Here is a 17,283-nt window from a genome sequence, read left to right on the forward strand (position 1 = left end):
CATTCTCAAGACAGACGGCCCGGACCGCAGGCCGGGCGGCTCAAAAGAGAAATCCGAAGCCTCTCAGCGGCACTTCTTCAGGCGCGAGTCTTCCGGCCGGTTCATCAACGCGAAAATATCGATATCGGACAGCAACGGATGGAATTCTCCGTCGGAATCCGCCCTGATCAGCACATCGAGCGGCACTGCGGGGGCTACCATCGCGCCGTTCCAGCAGGTGGAATCGAGATCGACCTCGAAACCCGGCTTGGCGCTGCCGGCGCCGCGCGCGACCGCCATCTGCTCCTGCTGATCCCGCAGGCGCAGCGCATCGGCGGGCGCCAGTCTCAGAAGCGTCACCACCTGCCCCGGCTTGCGGAATTCGGCAACCGCGGCATCGACCTTCTCGGAATCGGCATTCACCAGCGTATAATCCTGGCTGATATCGCCGCCCGCGCCGCGCTGATAGACGGTCAGCTCGACCTCGCCCTTCGGCAGCCGGAACTCCTCCGGGGCCAGAACCGCGATCCGAAGCGAAGCGGGATTGGCGGCGATCGGCGTGGGGATCGGCTCGGAGGCACCCGGCAGGAACGAGAAAGTCGAACAGGCCGAAAGCAGCACTGCTGCCGAAACTGCCAGAGATTTTGCCAGAAAACGCATGATGCCGACCGTCTTGCTTGGTTGTTGGGGCGAACCTAACCATTCATGATTAAAGACGGGTAAATTAGGGACCGGCGCAACGCCCGTCCCTGAGTATCAGACGAATACCTTACGCCCCGAGATGGCGCTCGCCGCGGGCTTTCGCCAGCGCGATCTGGTGCTGGCGCTCGCGGAAGCGGGCGCGGTCGGTCTCCGAATAGCTGTCGGCGCAATGCGGGCAGGAGACGCCTTCCTCGTAATCGGCGGAAATCTTGTCCTCGGGCGTCACCGGATGGCGGCAGGCGTGGCAGAGTTCGTGCTCGCCTTCCTTCAGGCCATGGGTGACGGAGACGCGCTCGTCGAAGACGAAGCAGGCACCGTCCCAGAGGCTCTCCGCCTCCGGCACTTCCTCGAGATATTTCAGGATGCCGCCCTTCAGGTGATAGACCTCGTCGAAGCCCTGCTCCTTCATGAAGGCCGTCGCCTTTTCGCAGCGAATGCCGCCGGTGCAGTACATCGCGATCTTCGGCTTGTTGTGAAGGCCCTGGTTTTCTGCGACCCATCGCGGAAATTCGCGGAAGGTCTTCGTCTTCGGATCGACGGCGCCGCGGAAGATGCCGATCGCGGTCTCGTAGTCATTGCGGGTATCGATCACGATCGTGTCGGGATCGGAGATCAGGTCGTTCCAGTCCTTCGGCTCGACATAGGTGCCGACCGTCTTCAGGGGGTCGATATTGTCGACGCCCATGGTGACGATTTCCTTCTTCAGACGCACCTTCATTCGGTTGAACGGCATTTTCGAGGCGTGGCTTTCCTTGTGCTCCATGCCGGCAAGCTCGGGCCGGGCGCGGATGAAGGAGAGCACATTGGCGATGCCCGCTGGCGTGCCCGCAATCGTGCCGTTGATGCCTTCATGGGCGAGAAGCAGCGTACCCTTGACGCCGTTCTCGTCGGCTGCGGCCTGAAGCGGCGCGCGGAACGATTCATAATCGGCGAAGCGGGCAAAATGATAAAGAGCTGCGACCAGATAGGACATGGCCTGTCTCCGCGTTACGTTTTCAATCGGCAGGGGCGTGTTTGCGGCCAATACACCCATTGCTGAGGCTTTGCAATTGTCAGCCTTCGCTGCGCGCGATGCGCTTGCGCCAGAGCGTCTTGATAATCGCGCTCTCGATTTCCGCCTCGTCGTCGAACACCTTGCGGGCGTTCTTCACCGCCCGGCGGCGCAGCCGCGCCCTTTGCGCGATCGCTTCCTCGCGGCAGATCCGGTGGGTCTTTTCAGACAGTGCCGGCCCGTCCGGGCCGTCAAGCAGCGCGATCATCACGCTGAGATCATGCTCGTGGCCAATGAGATCGGCAAGCGCCTTGGCGTCGGCGCGTTTGGCCTTCAAGGCCGTCGGCCAGATATCGGCGACAAGCGCGCAGAACATCCAGTAGGTCTGCGCCTCCTTGCGCAAATCGTGGAAGTGCTCGTCCGTCGCCTCGGCCCGCACCGCCATGACGGCGACATGGGCGGAGGCAAGCTGCTTGCGCCAGGCCTTGGCGATCGCCTTTTCCGGCGATTTCCCGTCGAAATCCTGGTCTTCGACCGCCGTGATCGCCTCCCGGCAGACGTCGATCGCCGCCTTCGCCTTCTTCTGCAGCGCATCCTCGGAAACCGCCCTGGCATCGCGCCGCACGATCAGCGCCGCCTCCAGCCGGGCCAGCGCCATGTCGACCTTTCCCTCGGCCGCATTCAGCCTGAGGTAGCGGACGCATTCGATCAGTGCGGCGGCGTCCCGGTCGGCCGACAGGGAATTCGCCAGATCGCGGATGCGGGCATTTTCCGCTTTCGCGAAATCCTTCGCGGCGGGGCGGACCAGCCGGTAGAGGCCGCGCACCCGCTTGAACTTCTTTCGGGCGTCGTGAACCGCCTCATGCACGCCGTTTGGCTGCTTCTTCAGGGCGCGGATCGCGTCCTCGAGCTGGGAGACGGCGACTTTCCGGACGGCGGCGTCGAAAGGGCGGTCGGGATCGAGAGAGAACGCCATGTCAGCCTGCCTCCTCGGGATGCCTGCCGGTTTCCGACAACGTCTGGTTCAGATAGCGCGGATCGCCGGTGACCTCGCGGCCGAGCCAATCGGGAAGCGGTGGCGTGGCGGCCTCGTCGGGCAGTTCCACCTCCGCCACCACGAGCCCTGCGAGATCGCCATGATAGACGTCGATTTCCCAGACGAATGCGCCGTCTGCGAGACAGTAGCGTGTCTTGTCGATGACGGCGCCCAGCGCATGGCTCACAAGTTCCAGCGCATCGGCAAGCGGGATGTCGTATTCATACTCGTCCCGGCATAGCGAGGCGCCGCCGAACTTCATCGTCAGCCGCGCGCGGCCGCCATCGAAGATGCGCACCCGCGCGGAGCGCTGCGGGCCGCTCATCAGATAGGCCTGGGTCAGGCGGACGCCCTTTTCCGCGCCATCTTTCCAGCCTTCGCCATCGACCAGAAACTTGCGTTCGATTTCCTTGGCCATCATCGTTCTCCCGGACGCTTTCAGCCCTGCCTCTGGCGGTCATGCCGCCGTGACGAAATTCCCTTATGAAGATCACTGCGCCCGCAGGCAATGGGCAGCAAAGAATAACCCCGTTCCGGGCTCGACTTGCCGGCTTTGCCGGGGTATCCCATGGACAATATCAACCACGAAAGCGGTGCGAGAATGGAAGCGAAAACTGAAACCCTCCTCAAGGCGCTGACGGCGCAACCCGTCATTCCGGTGATGATCGTGGAATCCGTCGAACACGCCGTGCCGCTGGCGCGCGCGCTGGTGGAAGGCGGGCTCAAGACGCTGGAAATCACGCTGCGCACCGACGCCGCGCTCGACGCCATCAAGGCGATGACCGACGAGATCGAAGGGGCCGTGATCGGCGCGGGCACCATCCTTTCGGCGCGCGATTATGCCGCAGCCGAAAAGGCGGGCGCCGAGTTCATCGTCTCGCCCGGCATCAACGGCGATATTCTCGATGCGGCGGACGACAGCGACGTGCCGCTGCTGCCGGGCACGGCGACGGCCAGCGAAGTGCTGTCGCTGCGCGAGGAAGGCTACCGGGTGATGAAGTTCTTCCCCGCCGAACAGGCCGGCGGCGCGCCCTATCTGAAGGCGCTTGCCTCGCCGATCCCCGATGTCATGTTCTGCCCGACCGGCGGCGTGTCACTTCAGAATGCGCCGGATTACCTGAAGCTTCCCAACGTCATCTGCGTCGGCGGCTCGTGGGTGGCGCCGAAGGACATGGTCGCGCGCGGCGACTGGGACGGCATCCGCAAGCTTGCCGAAGAGGCCTGCGCGACGCTGAAGGCCTAAGCCGTCGCTGTTTCAAGGTGTTGACGACCCCGGCCTTTCGTCGGGGTCTTTCCGATTGCAAAGGTATTGCGATGCAGGATCTGACGAATTTTGCGCCACGGAAGCGCCCACAGCCGATCGTCGCCGAAGGCGCGAGCGTGATTGTCGAGCCTTATGATGGCGCTCGCCACGCCGTAGAACTCTGGGAAGGGCTCGGCGGGACTGCGGACGCGATCAACGATCTTCTGAAGTATTTCCCGAACGGGCCGTTTGCCGATGCTTCGGATTTCCGCGCCTGGCTCGACCGGGAAAACGCCTCGGGAAGCTACGTCACCCGGGTCTTCCGCTCGAAGGAAACCGGCAGGCTGGTCGGCATGGCGAGCTATATGCGGCTCGACGAGAAGAACGGCGTGATTGAGGTCGGCGCGGTGGCGCATGGCCCGGCAATGCAGCGATCGACCATGGCGACCGAGGTTCACTACCTGATGGCGCGCCACATTTTCGATGATCTCGGCTATCGTCGCTATGAGTGGAAGCTCAACAACGACAACGAAAAGAGCCATGCCAGCGCGAAGCGGCTCGGCTTTACCTATGAGGGCACCTTCCGCAACCACATGGTCGCCAAGGGCCGGAACCGCGACACCGCATGGTATGCGATGATCGACAGCGAATGGCCGGCGCGCAAGGCGGCCTTCGAAGCGTTTCTGGCGCCGGAAAACTTCACCGCCGATGGCAGGCAGGTCCGCACCATTGCGGAGATCAGGGAGGCAGGCGCGCATGGCTGATCAACCCACCGGCAACCGCTCCACGATTATCGCCGCGGCGCTGATATTCTTTGGCCTGCTGATCGGCGGTTATTTCCTGCCCGACGCGGTCAATTATCTCGCGCAATACTCCGTCTGGCTCGCGGTTGCAGTCGGGATTGCCTTCGTCCTTGCGGTTTTTCTGGTATTCTGGCTGCGCGGTCGCTATCAGAAGCGCCACGGACGATAGCGCTGAAAGAAACGAACTGAATGACTGAAATCACGCCGACATGGGCGAAGGCCCATATGCCGCGCACCGCACGCGCGGTCGAAAACCTGCCCGACATGACCGGAATCCGGCTCGCGATGAGCATGCATCTCGACATGAAGATGCTGCCGCTGGTGGAAGGGCTGGCAAGCCGCGGGGCGGCGCTGTTCGTGACCACCTGCAATCCGGCGACCGTGCGCAACGAGGTTGTCGACGCAATGCGCGCCGCCGGCGCGCGGGTCGATGCCTACAAGAACATGCCGGAGGAGGACTGGCGCGCGGCGATCCGCGCCGGGCTAGAATGGGGTCCGACCCATCTCAGCGAAATGGGCGCGGATTTTACCCATATGCTGCTCAGCGAAGGGATGGAGATGCCGCCGATCAGGGCCGGGCTGGAGGCCACGGGCTCCGGCATCAACCGGCTGCAGGGCGCGCTGCCGCCATGGCCGATCTTCAACTGGGACGACCTGCCGGTGAAGGAAGGGCTGCACAACCGCCATATGGTGGGGCTGACCACCTGGAACGCCTTCTTCACCCGCACGCTGTTGAGCCTGCATGAAAAGACCGTGCTGGTGGTCGGTTACGGCTCGGTCGGCCAGGGACTTGCCGCGAGCGCGCGCGCCTTCGGCGGCACGGTGATGGTCGCCGAGATCGATCCGGCGCGGGTTCTGCAGGCGCGTTATGATGGCTTTTTGGCCGGATCGGTTGAGGCGCTTGCGCCGCTCGCCGATGTGATCGTCACCGGAACCGGCGGCCATCATGTCGTGCCATATTCGGTGATCCAGCGCCTGAAGGACGGCTGCTTCCTGCTCAATGCCGGCCATCGCATCGATGAAATCGAACTGGCGCCGCTCGCCAACCTGCCGCAGACCAAGGCCCTGCCCGCCGTCACGACCTACCGCCTCGCCTCGGAAAACTGCATCCATCTCTTCGTCGATGGCGCGATGGCCAATCTCGTTGGCGGCGAGGGCGACAGCCTCAACGCCTTCGACATGACGCTCGCGGTGATGGCCGAAGGCATTGGCCATATCGTCGGCGATGGCGCGTCTGCGGCGAGCGGCGTGCACCTGCTGCCGCGCACGGTCTGGGAACGCGCCTGCCCGGCTGCCGCATGACCGCCACGGAGTCGATATTTCCGGCCCGTGCCCACCGGCTGTGCGATCCGCGATCACGTGTAAAATTTGGTCATAAATGGCGTTTTAAGCCGCCCACAGCGCCTTGCAGAGCGTTTTGGCGCTTATTATATACCGATCACAACGGCGTTATCGCCGCCCTGGAAATCAAATCAAGACCATGCTCAAGGGGCCGTCAAGGAATGCCTGAAGGGTTCGGATGGCCTGCTTAAAAGGAGAGAAAATAAAATGGCTAAAGTAATTGGTATCGACCTGGGAACCACCAACTCCTGCATCGCCATCATGGATGGCAAGGATGCGAAGGTGATCGAAAACGCCGAAGGCGCGCGCACGACGCCGTCGATGGTGGCCTTTTCCGAAGATGGCGAGCGCCTTGTCGGCCAGCCCGCCAAGCGTCAGGCCGTCACCAACCCCACCAACACGCTGTTCGCGGTGAAGCGCCTGATCGGCCGCCGCTACGAAGACCCGACCGTGACCAAGGATAAGGGCCTCGTTCCCTTCGAAATCGTCAAGGGCGACAATGGCGACGCGTGGGTGAAAGCCAATGGCAAGTCCTATTCTCCCTCGCAGGTCTCCGCCATGGTCCTTCAGAAGATGAAGGAAACCGCGGAAGCCTATCTCGGCGAAAAGGTCGAACAGGCCGTCATCACGGTTCCGGCCTACTTCAACGACGCCCAGCGTCAGGCCACCAAGGACGCCGGCAAGATCGCCGGTCTTGAAGTGCTGCGCATCATCAACGAGCCGACGGCTGCAGCCCTCGCCTACGGCCTCGACAAGAACGAAGGCAAGACCATCGCCGTCTATGACCTTGGCGGCGGCACCTTCGACGTGTCGATCCTGGAAATCGGCGACGGCGTCTTCGAAGTGAAGTCGACGAACGGCGATACCTTCCTCGGTGGTGAAGACTTCGACATGCGTCTCGTCGAATATCTCGCCGACGAGTTCAAGAAGGAAAACGGCATCGACCTGCGCTCCGACAAGCTTGCCCTGCAGCGCCTGAAGGAAGCCGCCGAAAAGGCCAAGATCGAGCTGTCGTCCTCGTCGCAGACAGAAATCAACCTGCCGTTCATCACGGCGGACGCAACCGGTCCGAAGCACCTGACGCTGAAGCTGACGCGCGCCAAGTTCGAAAGCCTTGTCGACGACCTCGTCAAGCGCACCGTCGGCCCCTGCAAGGCCGCGCTGAAGGATGCCGGCGTTTCGGCGAGCGAGATCGATGAAGTCGTTCTCGTCGGCGGCATGAGCCGCATGCCGAAGGTGCAGGAAACCGTCAAGCAGCTGTTCGGCAAGGACCCGCACAAGGGCGTGAACCCGGATGAAGTCGTGGCGCTCGGCGCTGCCATCCAGGGTGGCGTTCTGCAGGGTGACGTCAAGGACGTTCTGCTGCTCGACGTGACCCCGCTGTCTCTCGGCATCGAAACGCTCGGCGGCGTGTTCACCCGTCTGATTGATCGCAACACGACGATCCCGACGAAGAAGAGTCAGACCTTCTCGACGGCTGAAGACAACCAGTCCGCCGTGACCATCCGCGTTGCCCAGGGCGAGCGCGAAATGGCCGCCGACAACAAGATGCTCGGCCAGTTCGACCTCGTCGGCATTCCGCCGGCCCCGCGCGGCGTGCCGCAGATCGAAGTCACCTTCGACATCGACGCCAACGGCATCGTCAACGTCTCGGCCAAGGACAAGGGCACCGGCAAGGAGCACCAGATCCGCATCCAGGCATCGGGTGGTCTGTCCGACAGCGACATCGAGCAGATGGTCAAGGACGCCGAAAGCCATGCCGAGGAAGACAAGAAGCGTCGTGCGGCCGTCGAGGCCAAGAACCAGGCCGAAAGCCTGATTCACTCCACCGAGCAGTCGCTCAAGGAGCATGGCGACAAGGTCTCCGAGGATGACCGCAATGCCATCCAGACCGCGATCGACGAGCTGAAGACCGCCGTGGCCGCCGAAGAGCCGAATGCCGATGACATTCAGGCCAAGACCCAGACGCTGATGGAAGTCTCCATGAAGCTCGGTCAGGCGATCTACGAGGCCCAGCAGTCCGACGAGGAAGCCCAGGCTTCCGCCGACGCGGCCCGCGATGCCAAGTCTGACGATGTGGTCGACGCCGAATTCGAAGACGTCAGCGACGACGACGACAAGAAGAAATCGGCCTGATCCTTCGATCGGATAGGACCTGAATGATTCCGGCCGTCCCAGGACGGCCGGTCACTCTTTTTCAAGAGGTATTGCATCTCCATGGCAAAAGCGGATTTTTACGAGACACTCGGCGTCGGTCGCTCGGCCGACGAAAAGGAGCTGAAGAGCGCCTTCCGCAAGCTTGCGATGAAGTATCACCCCGACCGCAACCCGGACAACGCTGAAGCCGAGAAGAAATTCAAGGAAATCAACGAAGCCTACGAGACCCTGAAGGACCCGCAGAAGCGGGCCGCCTATGACCGCTTCGGCCATGCCGCGTTCGAAAACGGCGGACCGGGCGCCGGCGGCTTTGGCGGCGGTGCACAGGGCTTCGGCGGCGCCGGCGGTTTCTCGGATATCTTCGAGGATATTTTTGGCGAAATGATGGGCGGAGCGCGCGGTCGCCGCCAGCCGAACGGCCGCGAACGCGGCGCCGATCTGCGCTACAATATGGAAATCAGCCTTGATGAGGCCTTCCACGGCAAGACGGCGCAGATTCGGGTGCCGAGCTCGGTCGTGTGCGACGAATGCTCCGGCTCGGGCGCAAAGCCCGGCTCGACGCCGACGACCTGCGGCACCTGTCACGGCGCGGGGCGCGTGCGCGCCGCGCAGGGCTTCTTCTCGGTCGAGCGCACCTGCCCGACCTGCCACGGGCGCGGCGAGATCATCTCCGACCCCTGCCCCAAATGCCGGGGCGAGGGCCGCAAGGTCGAGGAGCGTTCGCTTTCGGTGAACATTCCGGCCGGCATCGAGGATGGCACCCGCATCCGCCTTCAGGGCGAGGGCGAGGCCGGGCTTCGCGGCGGACCGTCGGGCGATCTCTACATCTTCCTGTCGGTCAAGCCGCATCCGTTCTTCCAGCGCGACGGCGCGGACCTGCACTGCTCCGTGCCGATCTCGATGACGCAGGCGGCCCTCGGCGGCAAGTTCGAGGTGACCACGCTCGACGGCGCGAAATCGCGGGTCGCAGTGCCCGAAGGCACCCAGGCCGGCAAGCAGTTCCGCCTGAAGGGCAAGGGCATGCCGGTGCTGCGTTCCTCGCATCGCGGCGACCTCTATATCCAGGTCCGCGTCGAAACCCCGCAGAAGCTCACCAAGCGCCAGCGCGAGTTGCTGCAGGAATTCGATGAGCTTTCCTCGAAGGAGAACAACCCGGAATCGAACGGGTTCTTCTCCAAGATGAAGGACTTTTTCGGGACCGAGTGAGTGGCTCGAAGCTTCATTCGCATTTCAGGGCGTCGGGTTTTCCCGGCGCCTTTTTTGTTTGCGCAGTCTTTGCTTGCGCCATGCTTGGCTCATCCGGCGTTTATCTCCGCCACCTCCTCATCCGTCAGGCCGGACTTGATCCGGCGTCCAGGGCAACCCGGCAAGACCTTGCCTCCGCTTGAAATCGATGGCGTTTGTGGTGGGGCCCTGGATCCCGGCTCAAGGCCGGGATGACGAAAACAGAGGCGGGTGGATCAGGTGGAAAGGCCGGTGTCGCCCCACCGCATTCTCATAGGCCGACAAGCGCCAGCGACCTCTTGGCATCGCCGGCCTTTCACCTCGCCCGCTTTTGCCGCATAAGAGGCGGACTGATTTGAACCGAACACCGGTGCCATGCTGCCCTCGATCTTCCTCACCGCGCTGAAGCTCACGGATTTCCGCAATTATGAAAAGGCGGCGCTGGCCTTTGACGGGCGGCATGTGGTGCTGACGGGGGATAATGGCTCGGGCAAGACCAATCTGATGGAGGCTGTTTCGTTTCTCTCTCCGGGGCGCGGCCTCAGGCGGGCGGCCTACGGGCAGGTGACGCGCAAGGAGGCGGCCGCCGGATTTACCGTGTTTGCCGAGCTAGAAGGCATGGAGGGTTCGGTCTCGATCGGCACCGGAACGGATGGCATCGAGGGCGCCGGCCGCAAGGTGCGCATCAACGGCACGCCGGCGGCGAGCGGCGACGAGCTTCTCGACCATGCCCGGGTGATCTGGCTGACGCCGGCCATGGACGGGCTGTTTACCGGCGGAGCGACCGACCGCCGCCGGTTTATCGACCGCATGGTGCTGTCGATCGATCCCGCCCATGGCCGCCGGGTTGCCGATTTCGAGCGCGCCATGCGCTCGCGCAACCGGCTGCTTTCAGAACGGCGCATGGAGCCGGTATGGCTTTCCGGGCTGGAGGAGCAGATGGCGGGCCTCGGCGTGGCGATGGCGCTGGCGCGGCGCGAACTGGTGACGCTGCTCGCCGCCCTGATTGCCGAGACCACGGGCGGCTCGCCCTTCCCTGCCCCCGAGATCGCGCTTTCCGGCTTCTTCGCCGATCATGCCGAAGCCCCGGCCATCGACCTCGAGGACCGCTACCGCGCGCTTCTGGAGGAGGAACGCTTCCGCGATGCCGGCGCGGGACGCACGCTCGACGGCCCACACCGCAGCGATCTGGAGGTGCGCCACGCGGCAAAGGCGATGGAGGCCGCGCTCTGCTCAACCGGCGAGCAAAAGGCGCTGCTGATCGGCCTGGTGCTGGCCCATGCCAAACTCACCCGCCGCATCAGCGGCCACCCGCCGATCATGCTGTTCGACGAGGTCGCCGCCCATCTCGATGCCGGCAGGCGCGCAGCCCTGTTCGAGCGGATCGACGATATCGGCGGCCAGGCCTTCATGACCGGCACCGACAGGGCGCTGTTTGACGCGCTCGGCGAACGCGGCCAGTTCTTCAACGTCGCCGCCGGCAGCATCGCCGAGGAAAGCGCTCAGTAATGCGGCGGCTTGGTGATTGCCGGGCGTTCGCCGGCGGTTTCCTCCAGCGTCAGGAACCGGTCGGTCAGCACCTCGAACTGCTTCTTCAGCCGGTCGATTTCCTTCCACTGCTGGGCAAGCTGTTCAGACAATTCGTCGATGGTTTTCGCCTGGTAGGCGACGGTTTCTTCCAGTTTAAGAATACGGTCGTCACTCATGGGGTTTTCCATCACGTTTGCGGGTTCTTGGCTATCCGTTCCTGCCGTGCCTGATATAGTGAAACGATGAGCGACATTGAACCCTTTTCCGCCGATGAAATAGAACGTTACGCTCGCCATATCGTGCTGCCGGAAATCGGCGGTCCGGGCCAGCAAGCGCTCAAACGCGCCCGGGTGCTGGTGATCGGCGCGGGCGGGCTCGGCGCGCCGGTGCTTGCTTATCTGGCCGCCGCCGGCGTCGGAACGCTCGGCATCGCCGATGATGACGGCGTCAGCCTTTCCAACCTGCAGCGGCAGGTTATCCACGACACCGGCACGATCGGCCAAAGCAAGACCGAAAGCGCCGCCCGCGCAATCGCCCGCCTCAATCCGCATGTCACCTGCCGGCGCTATGACGAGCGGCTTGAGGACGGCAATATCGACGCCGTGCTGAAGGGCTTCGATCTTCTGATCGACGGCTCCGACAATTTCGACACGCGCTATCGCGCCGCCGATGCGGCGGAGCGGGCGGAAATCCCGCTGGTGACCGGCGCCGTCGGCCGTTTCGATGGTTCGCTGACCGTCCTGAAGCCCTATGAAACAGGCAAGGACGGCGCGCAAAACCCGCGCTACCGCGATCTCTATCCCAAGCAGCCCCCGGCAGGGCTCGTGCCCTCCTGCGCCGAGGCCGGGGTGATCGGCCCCGTTACCGGCGTGATCGGCACGCTGATGGCAATGGAGGCGGTGAAGCTGATCGCCGGCGCGGGCGAACCGCTGATCGGCCGGTTGCTGCTTTATGACGGGCTCGGCGCGCGGTTCGAGACGATTTACTACGCGCGCAAACCGGCCCGATGAGCGGCGACATCAAAGCGCGTTGATCGGCAGTTTCAGCATCGGCCGGCCATCCTGATCCTTCGGGATTTCGCCGGCGCGCATGTTGACTTGCAGCGAGGGCAGGATGAGCCGGGGCATGGACAGCGTGGCGTCGCGCGCCTCGCGCATCTTCACGAACTCATCCTCGCTGATGCCGTCCCTGAGATGGATGTTGTGCGCGCGTTCCGAACCAACCGTGGTTTCCCAGGCGATATCGCGGCCATTCGGCCCGTAATCGTGGCAGATGAACAGCCGCGTTTCCGGCGGCAACGCCAGAACGCGCTTGATGGAGCGGTAGAGCGTGCGGGCATCGCCGCCGGGAAAATCGGCGCGCGCCGAGCCGCCATCCGGCATGAACAGCGTATCGCCGACGAAGGCTGCATCGCCGATCACATGGGTCATGCAGGCCGGCGTATGGCCGGGCGTGTGCATGACATGGGCGGTCATCGTGCCGATCTGATAGCTGTCGCCATCGCCAAACAGCCGGTCGAACTGGGAGCCGTCGCGCTGGAACGCGGTGCCCTCGTTGAAAATCTTGCCGAACGTGTCCTGTACGATGACAATGTTTTCGCCGATGCCGAGCTTGCCGCCGAGCTGCTCCTGGATATAGGGCGCGCCGGAAAGATGATCGGCGTGAACATGGGTCTCGATGACCCACTCCAGCCGCCAGCCATTGCTGCGGATAAACTCGATAAGCCGGTCCGCGCTTTCAAAGCTGATGCGGCCGGCGGCCTGGTCGAAATCCATGACGCTGTCGATGACCGCGCAGGCATCGGAGGCGGGATCCTTGACGATATAGGAGATCGTGTTGGTCGCGGGGTCGAAAAAACCATGGACCTCGGGCTTCAGCGCCGGGTCCGGCGTGAAAGGAAGAGGCTTGCTCATGACGTTTCCTCCTGTTGGAATGATTTTCCAAGGAAGATGTAAGTTTTAGAAGCTGAATTCAAGACGCAGGATTGTCGCATAGGGTCTCTGACCGGCGCCGGCCCTTGCCGTAGGGACTGGACGCGGTCCGGCTCTTGCCCGCGCAGGGGCGGACGCACGGCCGATCTTGTCTGGTGCCCTATGCCCGGTTCGATATCCAGCGGCACTGATAGGGCGCAAAGGAGATCTTGCCGCCGCCGGCGGTGATCTGCTCGCTGGTAATCAGGTCCGTCCAGTTCTCGCCGCCGATCAGATTGAGCGACATCGCCGGAATTTCCAGCGCCTCATCGGTGACATTGTTGATCGCGAACACGCTCTGCGAGCGGTCGACGCTCTGGCGCCAGAAGCCGAACAGCTTTTCGCCGAGGTGGAGCGTGAACTGCGTCGCGTTCGGGTGAAAGGCCGGCTGCCGGGTGCGAATGCCGATCAGCCGGCACATTTCGTTGAACACCCTGGCATGCTGCGTTGTCTCGTCGCCAAGGGCCTGCTGCAGCTTGTCGTAATTCCAGCGATGGCGGTTGATGGCGCGGTTATGGCCGGATTTCTCGACGCCCTCGGCATCATTGCTGGTGGCCAGTAGCGAATGGATATAAAACGCCGGTATGCCCTCCAGCGCCATCGCGATCGTCTGGCTGCAGAGGAAGCGGGCGATATTGTGCTGGTCCTCGCCCTTCACCGTGCCCTTCAGCGCGTCGAACAGCGAGACGTTCATCTCGTAGGGCCGCATCGAGCCATCGGAAAGCTGGCGCATCGAAACTCGCCCGCCGAACTGCTGGATGGTCTCGACCATGCCGGTGATCGCCTCTTCCGACAGCAGGCTTTCGGCCGGGCGAAGCCCGATGCCGTCATGCGAGGCTGTGAAGTTGAAATAGGCGCAGCCCATCTGCGCCGGCGGCATCGCCATCTGCCAGGCGTTGAGGAATTGCGAGGTGCCGTTCAAAAGCGCATGCACGATCAGCGGCGGCAGCGAGAAATTGTAGATCATATGCGCTTCGTTGCGATTGCCGAAATAGCTGAGGTTTTCGACATTCGGCACGTTGGTCTCGGTGATGAGAACGACGCTTTCCTCGCTGAAATCGGCAAGCACGCGCATCAACCGGATGATCTCGTGGGTTTCGGGCAAATGAATGCAGGAAGTGCCGACCTCCTTCCACATGAAGGCGCAGGCATCGAGCCTTATGGTGCGCACGCCGCGATTGATGTGGAAGCGCATGATGCGCAGGAATTCCAGCAGCACTTCCGGATTGGAAAAGTCGAAATCCACCTGGTCGTGGCTGAAGGTGCACCAGACATATTTGTCGCCATCGGCGGTCTCGACCTTGCGCAGCAACGGATGGGCGCGCGGACGTACCACGTCGGAAAGATCGTCCTCCGGCGAGGCGGTGAAGAAGAAATCCTTGTAGGGCGCGTGCCCCATGCGGAATTCGTTGAACCAGGCGCTCTGGCTGGAACAATGGTTCAGCACCAGATCCGACATCAGCCGGAACTCGCGGCTGATGCGCTCGATATCCTCCCAGCCGCCAAGCCCGCTGTCGACCACCCGGTAATCGGTGATCGCGAAACCATCGTCCGAGGTATAGGGAAAATAGGGCAGGATATGCACGCCCTTGATAACGCCTTTCAGGTTCTCGGTCAGAAAATCCTGCAGCAGCGAAAGCGGCTTGTGCTCGCCATCGATGATCGAATTGCCGTAGGTGATGACATAGGTGTTGTCCGCGCTCCACATATTGTTGCCGGCGGTGCGGCCGCGTTTGCGCGGCACAACACCATCGCTCCAGAAGGCCTCAAGCACCTGCCGCGTCAGCGCGCGGGAATCATGATCCGGATAGATATTCTCAAGATGGAGCCTGATGCTTTCCCGCAACCGGCGGGTGATAACCATAGGCTTTGGCGGCGTCTCGGAAATTGTCGTCATTCTTACCTGCTTTCCCCTTGATGCCAAGGTTATCACGTCGCATCCGATTGGCAATTGTGAATTGCACCGCAATATGAACGTCCCCATTTGTTGCGCCGCAGCAGAAGCAATCGTTAGCGGTTCGGGGATGCGCAGCCGGATCTTCTCCGTGGTCAGGTTGCATTCGCCCGCGCTGAACAAATCGCCAGTGCGTTTTCATTCTGATGCCCACATGAGACATTCAGGTGCCGGAGAGCCACGCGCCGCGTCTGAATTCCCGGACATAAAAAATTAAAGTTGACAGCGCTACCAATCGAACACAAAACAACCGCCAATAGAAACGACAAAAAATCCGCTTCCAACTGGATTTTTACCAGTTATCCGCTAAATTAGAAGAACTGAAAGCAAATCAAATAAAGTAAAATCATTCTCTAAATTAGATTTTACTTAAAAAACACGGGTCAACATCATGAATCATAACGGCGTCGTCATTCGCCTCAACCGGTCGACGGAAGCAGACGCAAAGCTTCACGGCGCGGCCGAACTCCTGTCGGCACTCGCCTTCGACCACCGGCTTGCCATTGCAAGAGCGCTTCAGTCCGGCTCCAGAACGCTGATTGAACTCAGCCACGCCACCGGCCTGGCGTTCAAGCCGCTGATCTCGACGATCGCGAAGCTTCTGCAGACCGGCTTGATCGTCATGCGGCGGCAGAACAATGAAACGGTCTACGAACTCGGTAACCCGCGGCTGGGAGAGGTCGTGCGCCTGGCAGATCGCATCGTCGGGCGAAATCCGAACTGAGAGGACCGGCCAGTTCCGGCGCGCCGCTTCCGCCTGTTAAAATTCTTGGAAATTCCGCTTTTTGCGGCTGGACTTGAAAAAACAAGATGCTATAAACGCGCTCACTCAGGGGCGCCTGCCGCCCTCTCCTCGCCCTCCGGGCGATGGCCCAGATAGCTCAGTTGGTAGAGCAGCGGATTGAAAATCCGCGTGTCCGTGGTTCGAATCCGCGTCTGGGCACCACATTTCTTTCATTTTTTTGCTGCCCACAGCCCTTTGCCGATAGTGGCTTCTGAACGCGACTCAAAACTTTCCGTGGGCCGGTCTGATGTTATGCGCCGAGAGGCGGATTCAGCCCACGCGCGCCGGCCGACGGCGCCTCTTTGTCGCGTTTTCCTGCCATATCATCCATCTATTCCAGTGCGATCCTGAATGCAGCCCAGCGTGCCGGCAATCACACCCTGTCCGGAAAAGCACCCTGCAGGGCCTTGTATCTGATGAAAAACGCCCTTATTGTCGCAAAACATTCATTTTAAGGATGTAAATGTTGCTAAACATACATTTATGTCGCCTCAGATACAAAGGAGAGAGAAATGAAGAAGTTTGGTTTTTTGACGCTTGGCGCACTCACCGGCGCGCTGATCTCGAGCGCTGCCTTCGCAGAGACGATCACGGTCTACACGTCCTACGAGGAAGATGAGGCCGCAGCCTTTCTCGAAAAGGCAAAGGAGGCCATGCCCGATATCGACGTCAATCTTCTGAGGCTCTCCACCGGCGATCTCGCTGCCCGCATCATCGCGGAAAAGGCCAATCCCCAGCATGACGTGCTGTGGGGTTTTGCGGTTACCTCGATGGTCAACCCGCAGATCGAGGAGACGCTGGAAGCCTACGAGCCGAAGGGCATCGACACCGTTCCCGCGCAGTTCCGCGATCCCGACAATAAGTGGTTTGCGGTCACCGGCTACATGGCGGCGTTTTGCGTCAACAATGAACGCCTCGAGGCCGAGGGCCTGGAAATGCCGACCTCGTGGGCCGATCTCACCGACCCGTCCTTTGCCGATGAGGTCGTCATGCCCAACCCGGCAAGCTCGGGCACCGGCTATATCCAGATCGACGCGCTGCTGCAGATGATGGGCGAAGACGAGGGCTGGGCCTTCCTCGACAAGCTCGACAAGAATGTCGCGCAGTACATCAAGTCCGGCTCCCGCCCCTGCAACGTCGCCTCGATGGGCGAATACACCGTCGGCGCCTCCTACGCCATGCGCGCCATCAAGAACATCGAGGAAGGCTACCCGATCACCATGGTCGTGCCGTCCGAAGGCGCCGGCAACGAGCTGGAAGGCAATGCGCTGGTCGCCTCTTCCAAGCACAAGGATGCGGCCAAGCGCTTCCTCGACTGGACCCTCAGCCCCGAAGCGGCCACGGCCTATTACGACTGGAAGACGATCGTGACGGTTCCGGGCGGCGATGTGCCGGAGCGGTTCATCTCCGCAGGCCTGCCCGAGGATGTTCCGGCCGCCCTGTTCCCGGTCGATTTCCGCGCGGCGGCTGAAGACCGCACGGAAATCATCAACACCTGGCAGGAGCGCTACGAGCGCTAAGTCCTGCCGGACGATGACGTAGCCGGCGGGCGATGTTGCCCGCCGGCGT

17 protein-coding genes and 1 tRNA gene are annotated in these 17,283 nt (G+C 62.2%); 11 read left to right on the plus strand and 7 right to left on the minus strand.

The features are described from left to right. Positions 1 to 63: 63 nt before the first annotated feature. From V6765_RS20975 to V6765_RS20990, 4 genes are all read right to left on the minus strand, one after another. Entirely contained in the window at positions 64 to 639 is a 576-nt protein-coding gene (locus V6765_RS20975; RefSeq protein WP_448432418.1) for a hypothetical protein, read from the minus strand. Positions 640 to 748: 109 nt separating this feature from the next. Further along, on the minus strand, positions 749 to 1,654 hold the full coding sequence (gene trhO / locus V6765_RS20980) for an oxygen-dependent tRNA uridine(34) hydroxylase TrhO (protein ID WP_448432420.1): 906 nt from the start codon (positions 1,652 to 1,654) through the stop codon (positions 749 to 751). 79 nt (positions 1,655 to 1,733) lie between these two features. Further along, entirely contained in the window at positions 1,734 to 2,648 is a 915-nt protein-coding gene (locus tag V6765_RS20985) for a CHAD domain-containing protein (RefSeq protein WP_448432422.1), read from the minus strand. Position 2,649: 1 nt separating this feature from the next. Continuing rightward, complete coding sequence (locus V6765_RS20990) at positions 2,650 to 3,126, minus strand: CYTH domain-containing protein (protein ID WP_448432424.1); 477 nt, start codon at positions 3,124 to 3,126, stop codon at positions 2,650 to 2,652. Positions 3,127 to 3,309: 183 nt separating this feature from the next. Here V6765_RS20990 and V6765_RS20995 point away from each other — a divergent pair, with 183 nt between their 5' ends. From V6765_RS20995 to recF, 7 genes are all read left to right on the plus strand, one after another. Continuing rightward, positions 3,310 to 3,951: a 2-dehydro-3-deoxy-phosphogluconate aldolase gene (locus tag V6765_RS20995; protein ID WP_448432476.1), complete on the plus strand. Its 642-nt coding sequence runs from the start codon at positions 3,310 to 3,312 to the stop codon at positions 3,949 to 3,951. 71 nt (positions 3,952 to 4,022) lie between these two features. Next, positions 4,023 to 4,715 carry a GNAT family N-acetyltransferase gene (locus V6765_RS21000; protein ID WP_448432426.1) on the plus strand — a complete coding sequence of 231 codons (693 nt, stop codon included), beginning with the start codon at positions 4,023 to 4,025 and terminating at the stop codon, positions 4,713 to 4,715. Then, positions 4,708 to 4,923, plus strand: a complete 216-nt coding sequence (locus V6765_RS21005; RefSeq protein WP_448432428.1) for a hypothetical protein — start codon at positions 4,708 to 4,710, stop codon at positions 4,921 to 4,923. Before V6765_RS21000 ends, V6765_RS21005 begins: the two co-directional genes overlap by 8 nt. Positions 4,924 to 4,943: 20 nt before the next feature. After that, entirely contained in the window at positions 4,944 to 6,056 is a 1,113-nt protein-coding gene (locus tag V6765_RS21010; RefSeq protein ID WP_448432430.1) for an adenosylhomocysteinase, read from the plus strand. A gap of 246 nt (positions 6,057 to 6,302) precedes the next feature. Beyond that, a complete protein-coding gene (gene dnaK, locus V6765_RS21015; protein ID WP_448432432.1) occupies positions 6,303 to 8,231 on the plus strand; it encodes a molecular chaperone DnaK in 1,929 nt (642 codons plus the stop codon). An 81-nt stretch (positions 8,232 to 8,312) separates the two neighbouring features. After that, positions 8,313 to 9,458 (plus strand): molecular chaperone DnaJ, encoded by a 1,146-nt coding sequence (gene dnaJ / locus V6765_RS21020; RefSeq protein ID WP_448432434.1) that lies wholly within the window; start codon positions 8,313 to 8,315, stop codon positions 9,456 to 9,458. Positions 9,459 to 9,851: 393 nt separating this feature from the next. Then, the gene (gene recF / locus V6765_RS21025; RefSeq protein ID WP_448432436.1) at positions 9,852 to 10,985 is read left to right on the plus strand and encodes a DNA replication/repair protein RecF; all 1,134 of its coding nucleotides are present in this window, start codon (positions 9,852 to 9,854) and stop codon (positions 10,983 to 10,985) included. On the opposite strand, the gene V6765_RS21030 is transcribed toward recF, so the two are convergent. Then, entirely contained in the window at positions 10,979 to 11,182 is a 204-nt protein-coding gene (locus V6765_RS21030; protein WP_448432438.1) for a SlyX family protein, read from the minus strand. The genes recF and V6765_RS21030 overlap by 7 nt on opposite strands. Positions 11,183 to 11,248: 66 nt before the next feature. On the opposite strand from V6765_RS21030, the gene V6765_RS21035 reads away from it, so the two are divergent. Then, a complete protein-coding gene (locus V6765_RS21035) occupies positions 11,249 to 12,016 on the plus strand; it encodes a molybdopterin-synthase adenylyltransferase MoeB (protein ID WP_448432440.1) in 768 nt (255 codons plus the stop codon). Positions 12,017 to 12,025: 9 nt separating this feature from the next. Here the strand turns inward: V6765_RS21035 and V6765_RS21040 are convergent, their stop codons facing one another. Both V6765_RS21040 and V6765_RS21045 read right to left on the minus strand, forming a co-directional pair. After that, positions 12,026 to 12,919, minus strand: a complete 894-nt coding sequence (locus V6765_RS21040) for an MBL fold metallo-hydrolase (protein WP_448432442.1) — start codon at positions 12,917 to 12,919, stop codon at positions 12,026 to 12,028. 178 nt (positions 12,920 to 13,097) lie between these two features. Continuing rightward, on the minus strand, positions 13,098 to 14,873 hold the full coding sequence (locus V6765_RS21045) for a sugar phosphorylase (RefSeq protein WP_448432444.1): 1,776 nt from the start codon (positions 14,871 to 14,873) through the stop codon (positions 13,098 to 13,100). A 448-nt stretch (positions 14,874 to 15,321) separates the two neighbouring features. On the opposite strand from V6765_RS21045, the gene V6765_RS21050 reads away from it, so the two are divergent. The 3 genes from V6765_RS21050 to V6765_RS21060 all read left to right on the plus strand — a co-directional run bounded on the left by V6765_RS21050 (position 15,322) and on the right by V6765_RS21060 (position 17,234). Beyond that, entirely contained in the window at positions 15,322 to 15,654 is a 333-nt protein-coding gene (locus V6765_RS21050; RefSeq protein ID WP_448432446.1) for an ArsR/SmtB family transcription factor, read from the plus strand. Positions 15,655 to 15,800: 146 nt separating this feature from the next. Beyond that, a tRNA-Phe gene (locus V6765_RS21055) sits at positions 15,801 to 15,876 on the plus strand. A 350-nt stretch (positions 15,877 to 16,226) separates the two neighbouring features. Next, positions 16,227 to 17,234 carry an ABC transporter substrate-binding protein gene (locus V6765_RS21060; RefSeq protein ID WP_448432448.1) on the plus strand — a complete coding sequence of 336 codons (1,008 nt, stop codon included), beginning with the start codon at positions 16,227 to 16,229 and terminating at the stop codon, positions 17,232 to 17,234. Positions 17,235 to 17,283: the final 49 nt, after the last annotated feature.

Source organism: Martelella sp. FOR1707 (genome assembly GCF_053484265.1).

Coding starts and splice junctions, on each gene's coding strand:
- V6765_RS20975 (WP_448432418.1), bottom strand. CDS start 639: ATGCGTTTTCTGGCAAAATCTCTGGCAGTTTCGGCAGCAGTGCTGCTT.
- trhO (WP_448432420.1), bottom strand. CDS start 1,654: ATGTCCTATCTGGTCGCAGCTCTTTATCATTTTGCCCGCTTCGCCGAT.
- V6765_RS20985 (WP_448432422.1), bottom strand. CDS start 2,648: ATGGCGTTCTCTCTCGATCCCGACCGCCCTTTCGACGCCGCCGTCCGG.
- V6765_RS20990 (WP_448432424.1), bottom strand. CDS start 3,126: ATGGCCAAGGAAATCGAACGCAAGTTTCTGGTCGATGGCGAAGGCTGG.
- V6765_RS20995 (WP_448432476.1), top strand. CDS start 3,310: ATGGAAGCGAAAACTGAAACCCTCCTCAAGGCGCTGACGGCGCAACCC.
- V6765_RS21000 (WP_448432426.1), top strand. CDS start 4,023: ATGCAGGATCTGACGAATTTTGCGCCACGGAAGCGCCCACAGCCGATC.
- V6765_RS21005 (WP_448432428.1), top strand. CDS start 4,708: ATGGCTGATCAACCCACCGGCAACCGCTCCACGATTATCGCCGCGGCG.
- V6765_RS21010 (WP_448432430.1), top strand. CDS start 4,944: ATGACTGAAATCACGCCGACATGGGCGAAGGCCCATATGCCGCGCACC.
- dnaK (WP_448432432.1), top strand. CDS start 6,303: ATGGCTAAAGTAATTGGTATCGACCTGGGAACCACCAACTCCTGCATC.
- dnaJ (WP_448432434.1), top strand. CDS start 8,313: ATGGCAAAAGCGGATTTTTACGAGACACTCGGCGTCGGTCGCTCGGCC.
- recF (WP_448432436.1), top strand. CDS start 9,852: ATGCTGCCCTCGATCTTCCTCACCGCGCTGAAGCTCACGGATTTCCGC.
- V6765_RS21030 (WP_448432438.1), bottom strand. CDS start 11,182: ATGAGTGACGACCGTATTCTTAAACTGGAAGAAACCGTCGCCTACCAG.
- V6765_RS21035 (WP_448432440.1), top strand. CDS start 11,249: ATGAGCGACATTGAACCCTTTTCCGCCGATGAAATAGAACGTTACGCT.
- V6765_RS21040 (WP_448432442.1), bottom strand. CDS start 12,919: ATGAGCAAGCCTCTTCCTTTCACGCCGGACCCGGCGCTGAAGCCCGAG.
- V6765_RS21045 (WP_448432444.1), bottom strand. CDS start 14,873: ATGACGACAATTTCCGAGACGCCGCCAAAGCCTATGGTTATCACCCGC.
- V6765_RS21050 (WP_448432446.1), top strand. CDS start 15,322: ATGAATCATAACGGCGTCGTCATTCGCCTCAACCGGTCGACGGAAGCA.
- V6765_RS21060 (WP_448432448.1), top strand. CDS start 16,227: ATGAAGAAGTTTGGTTTTTTGACGCTTGGCGCACTCACCGGCGCGCTG.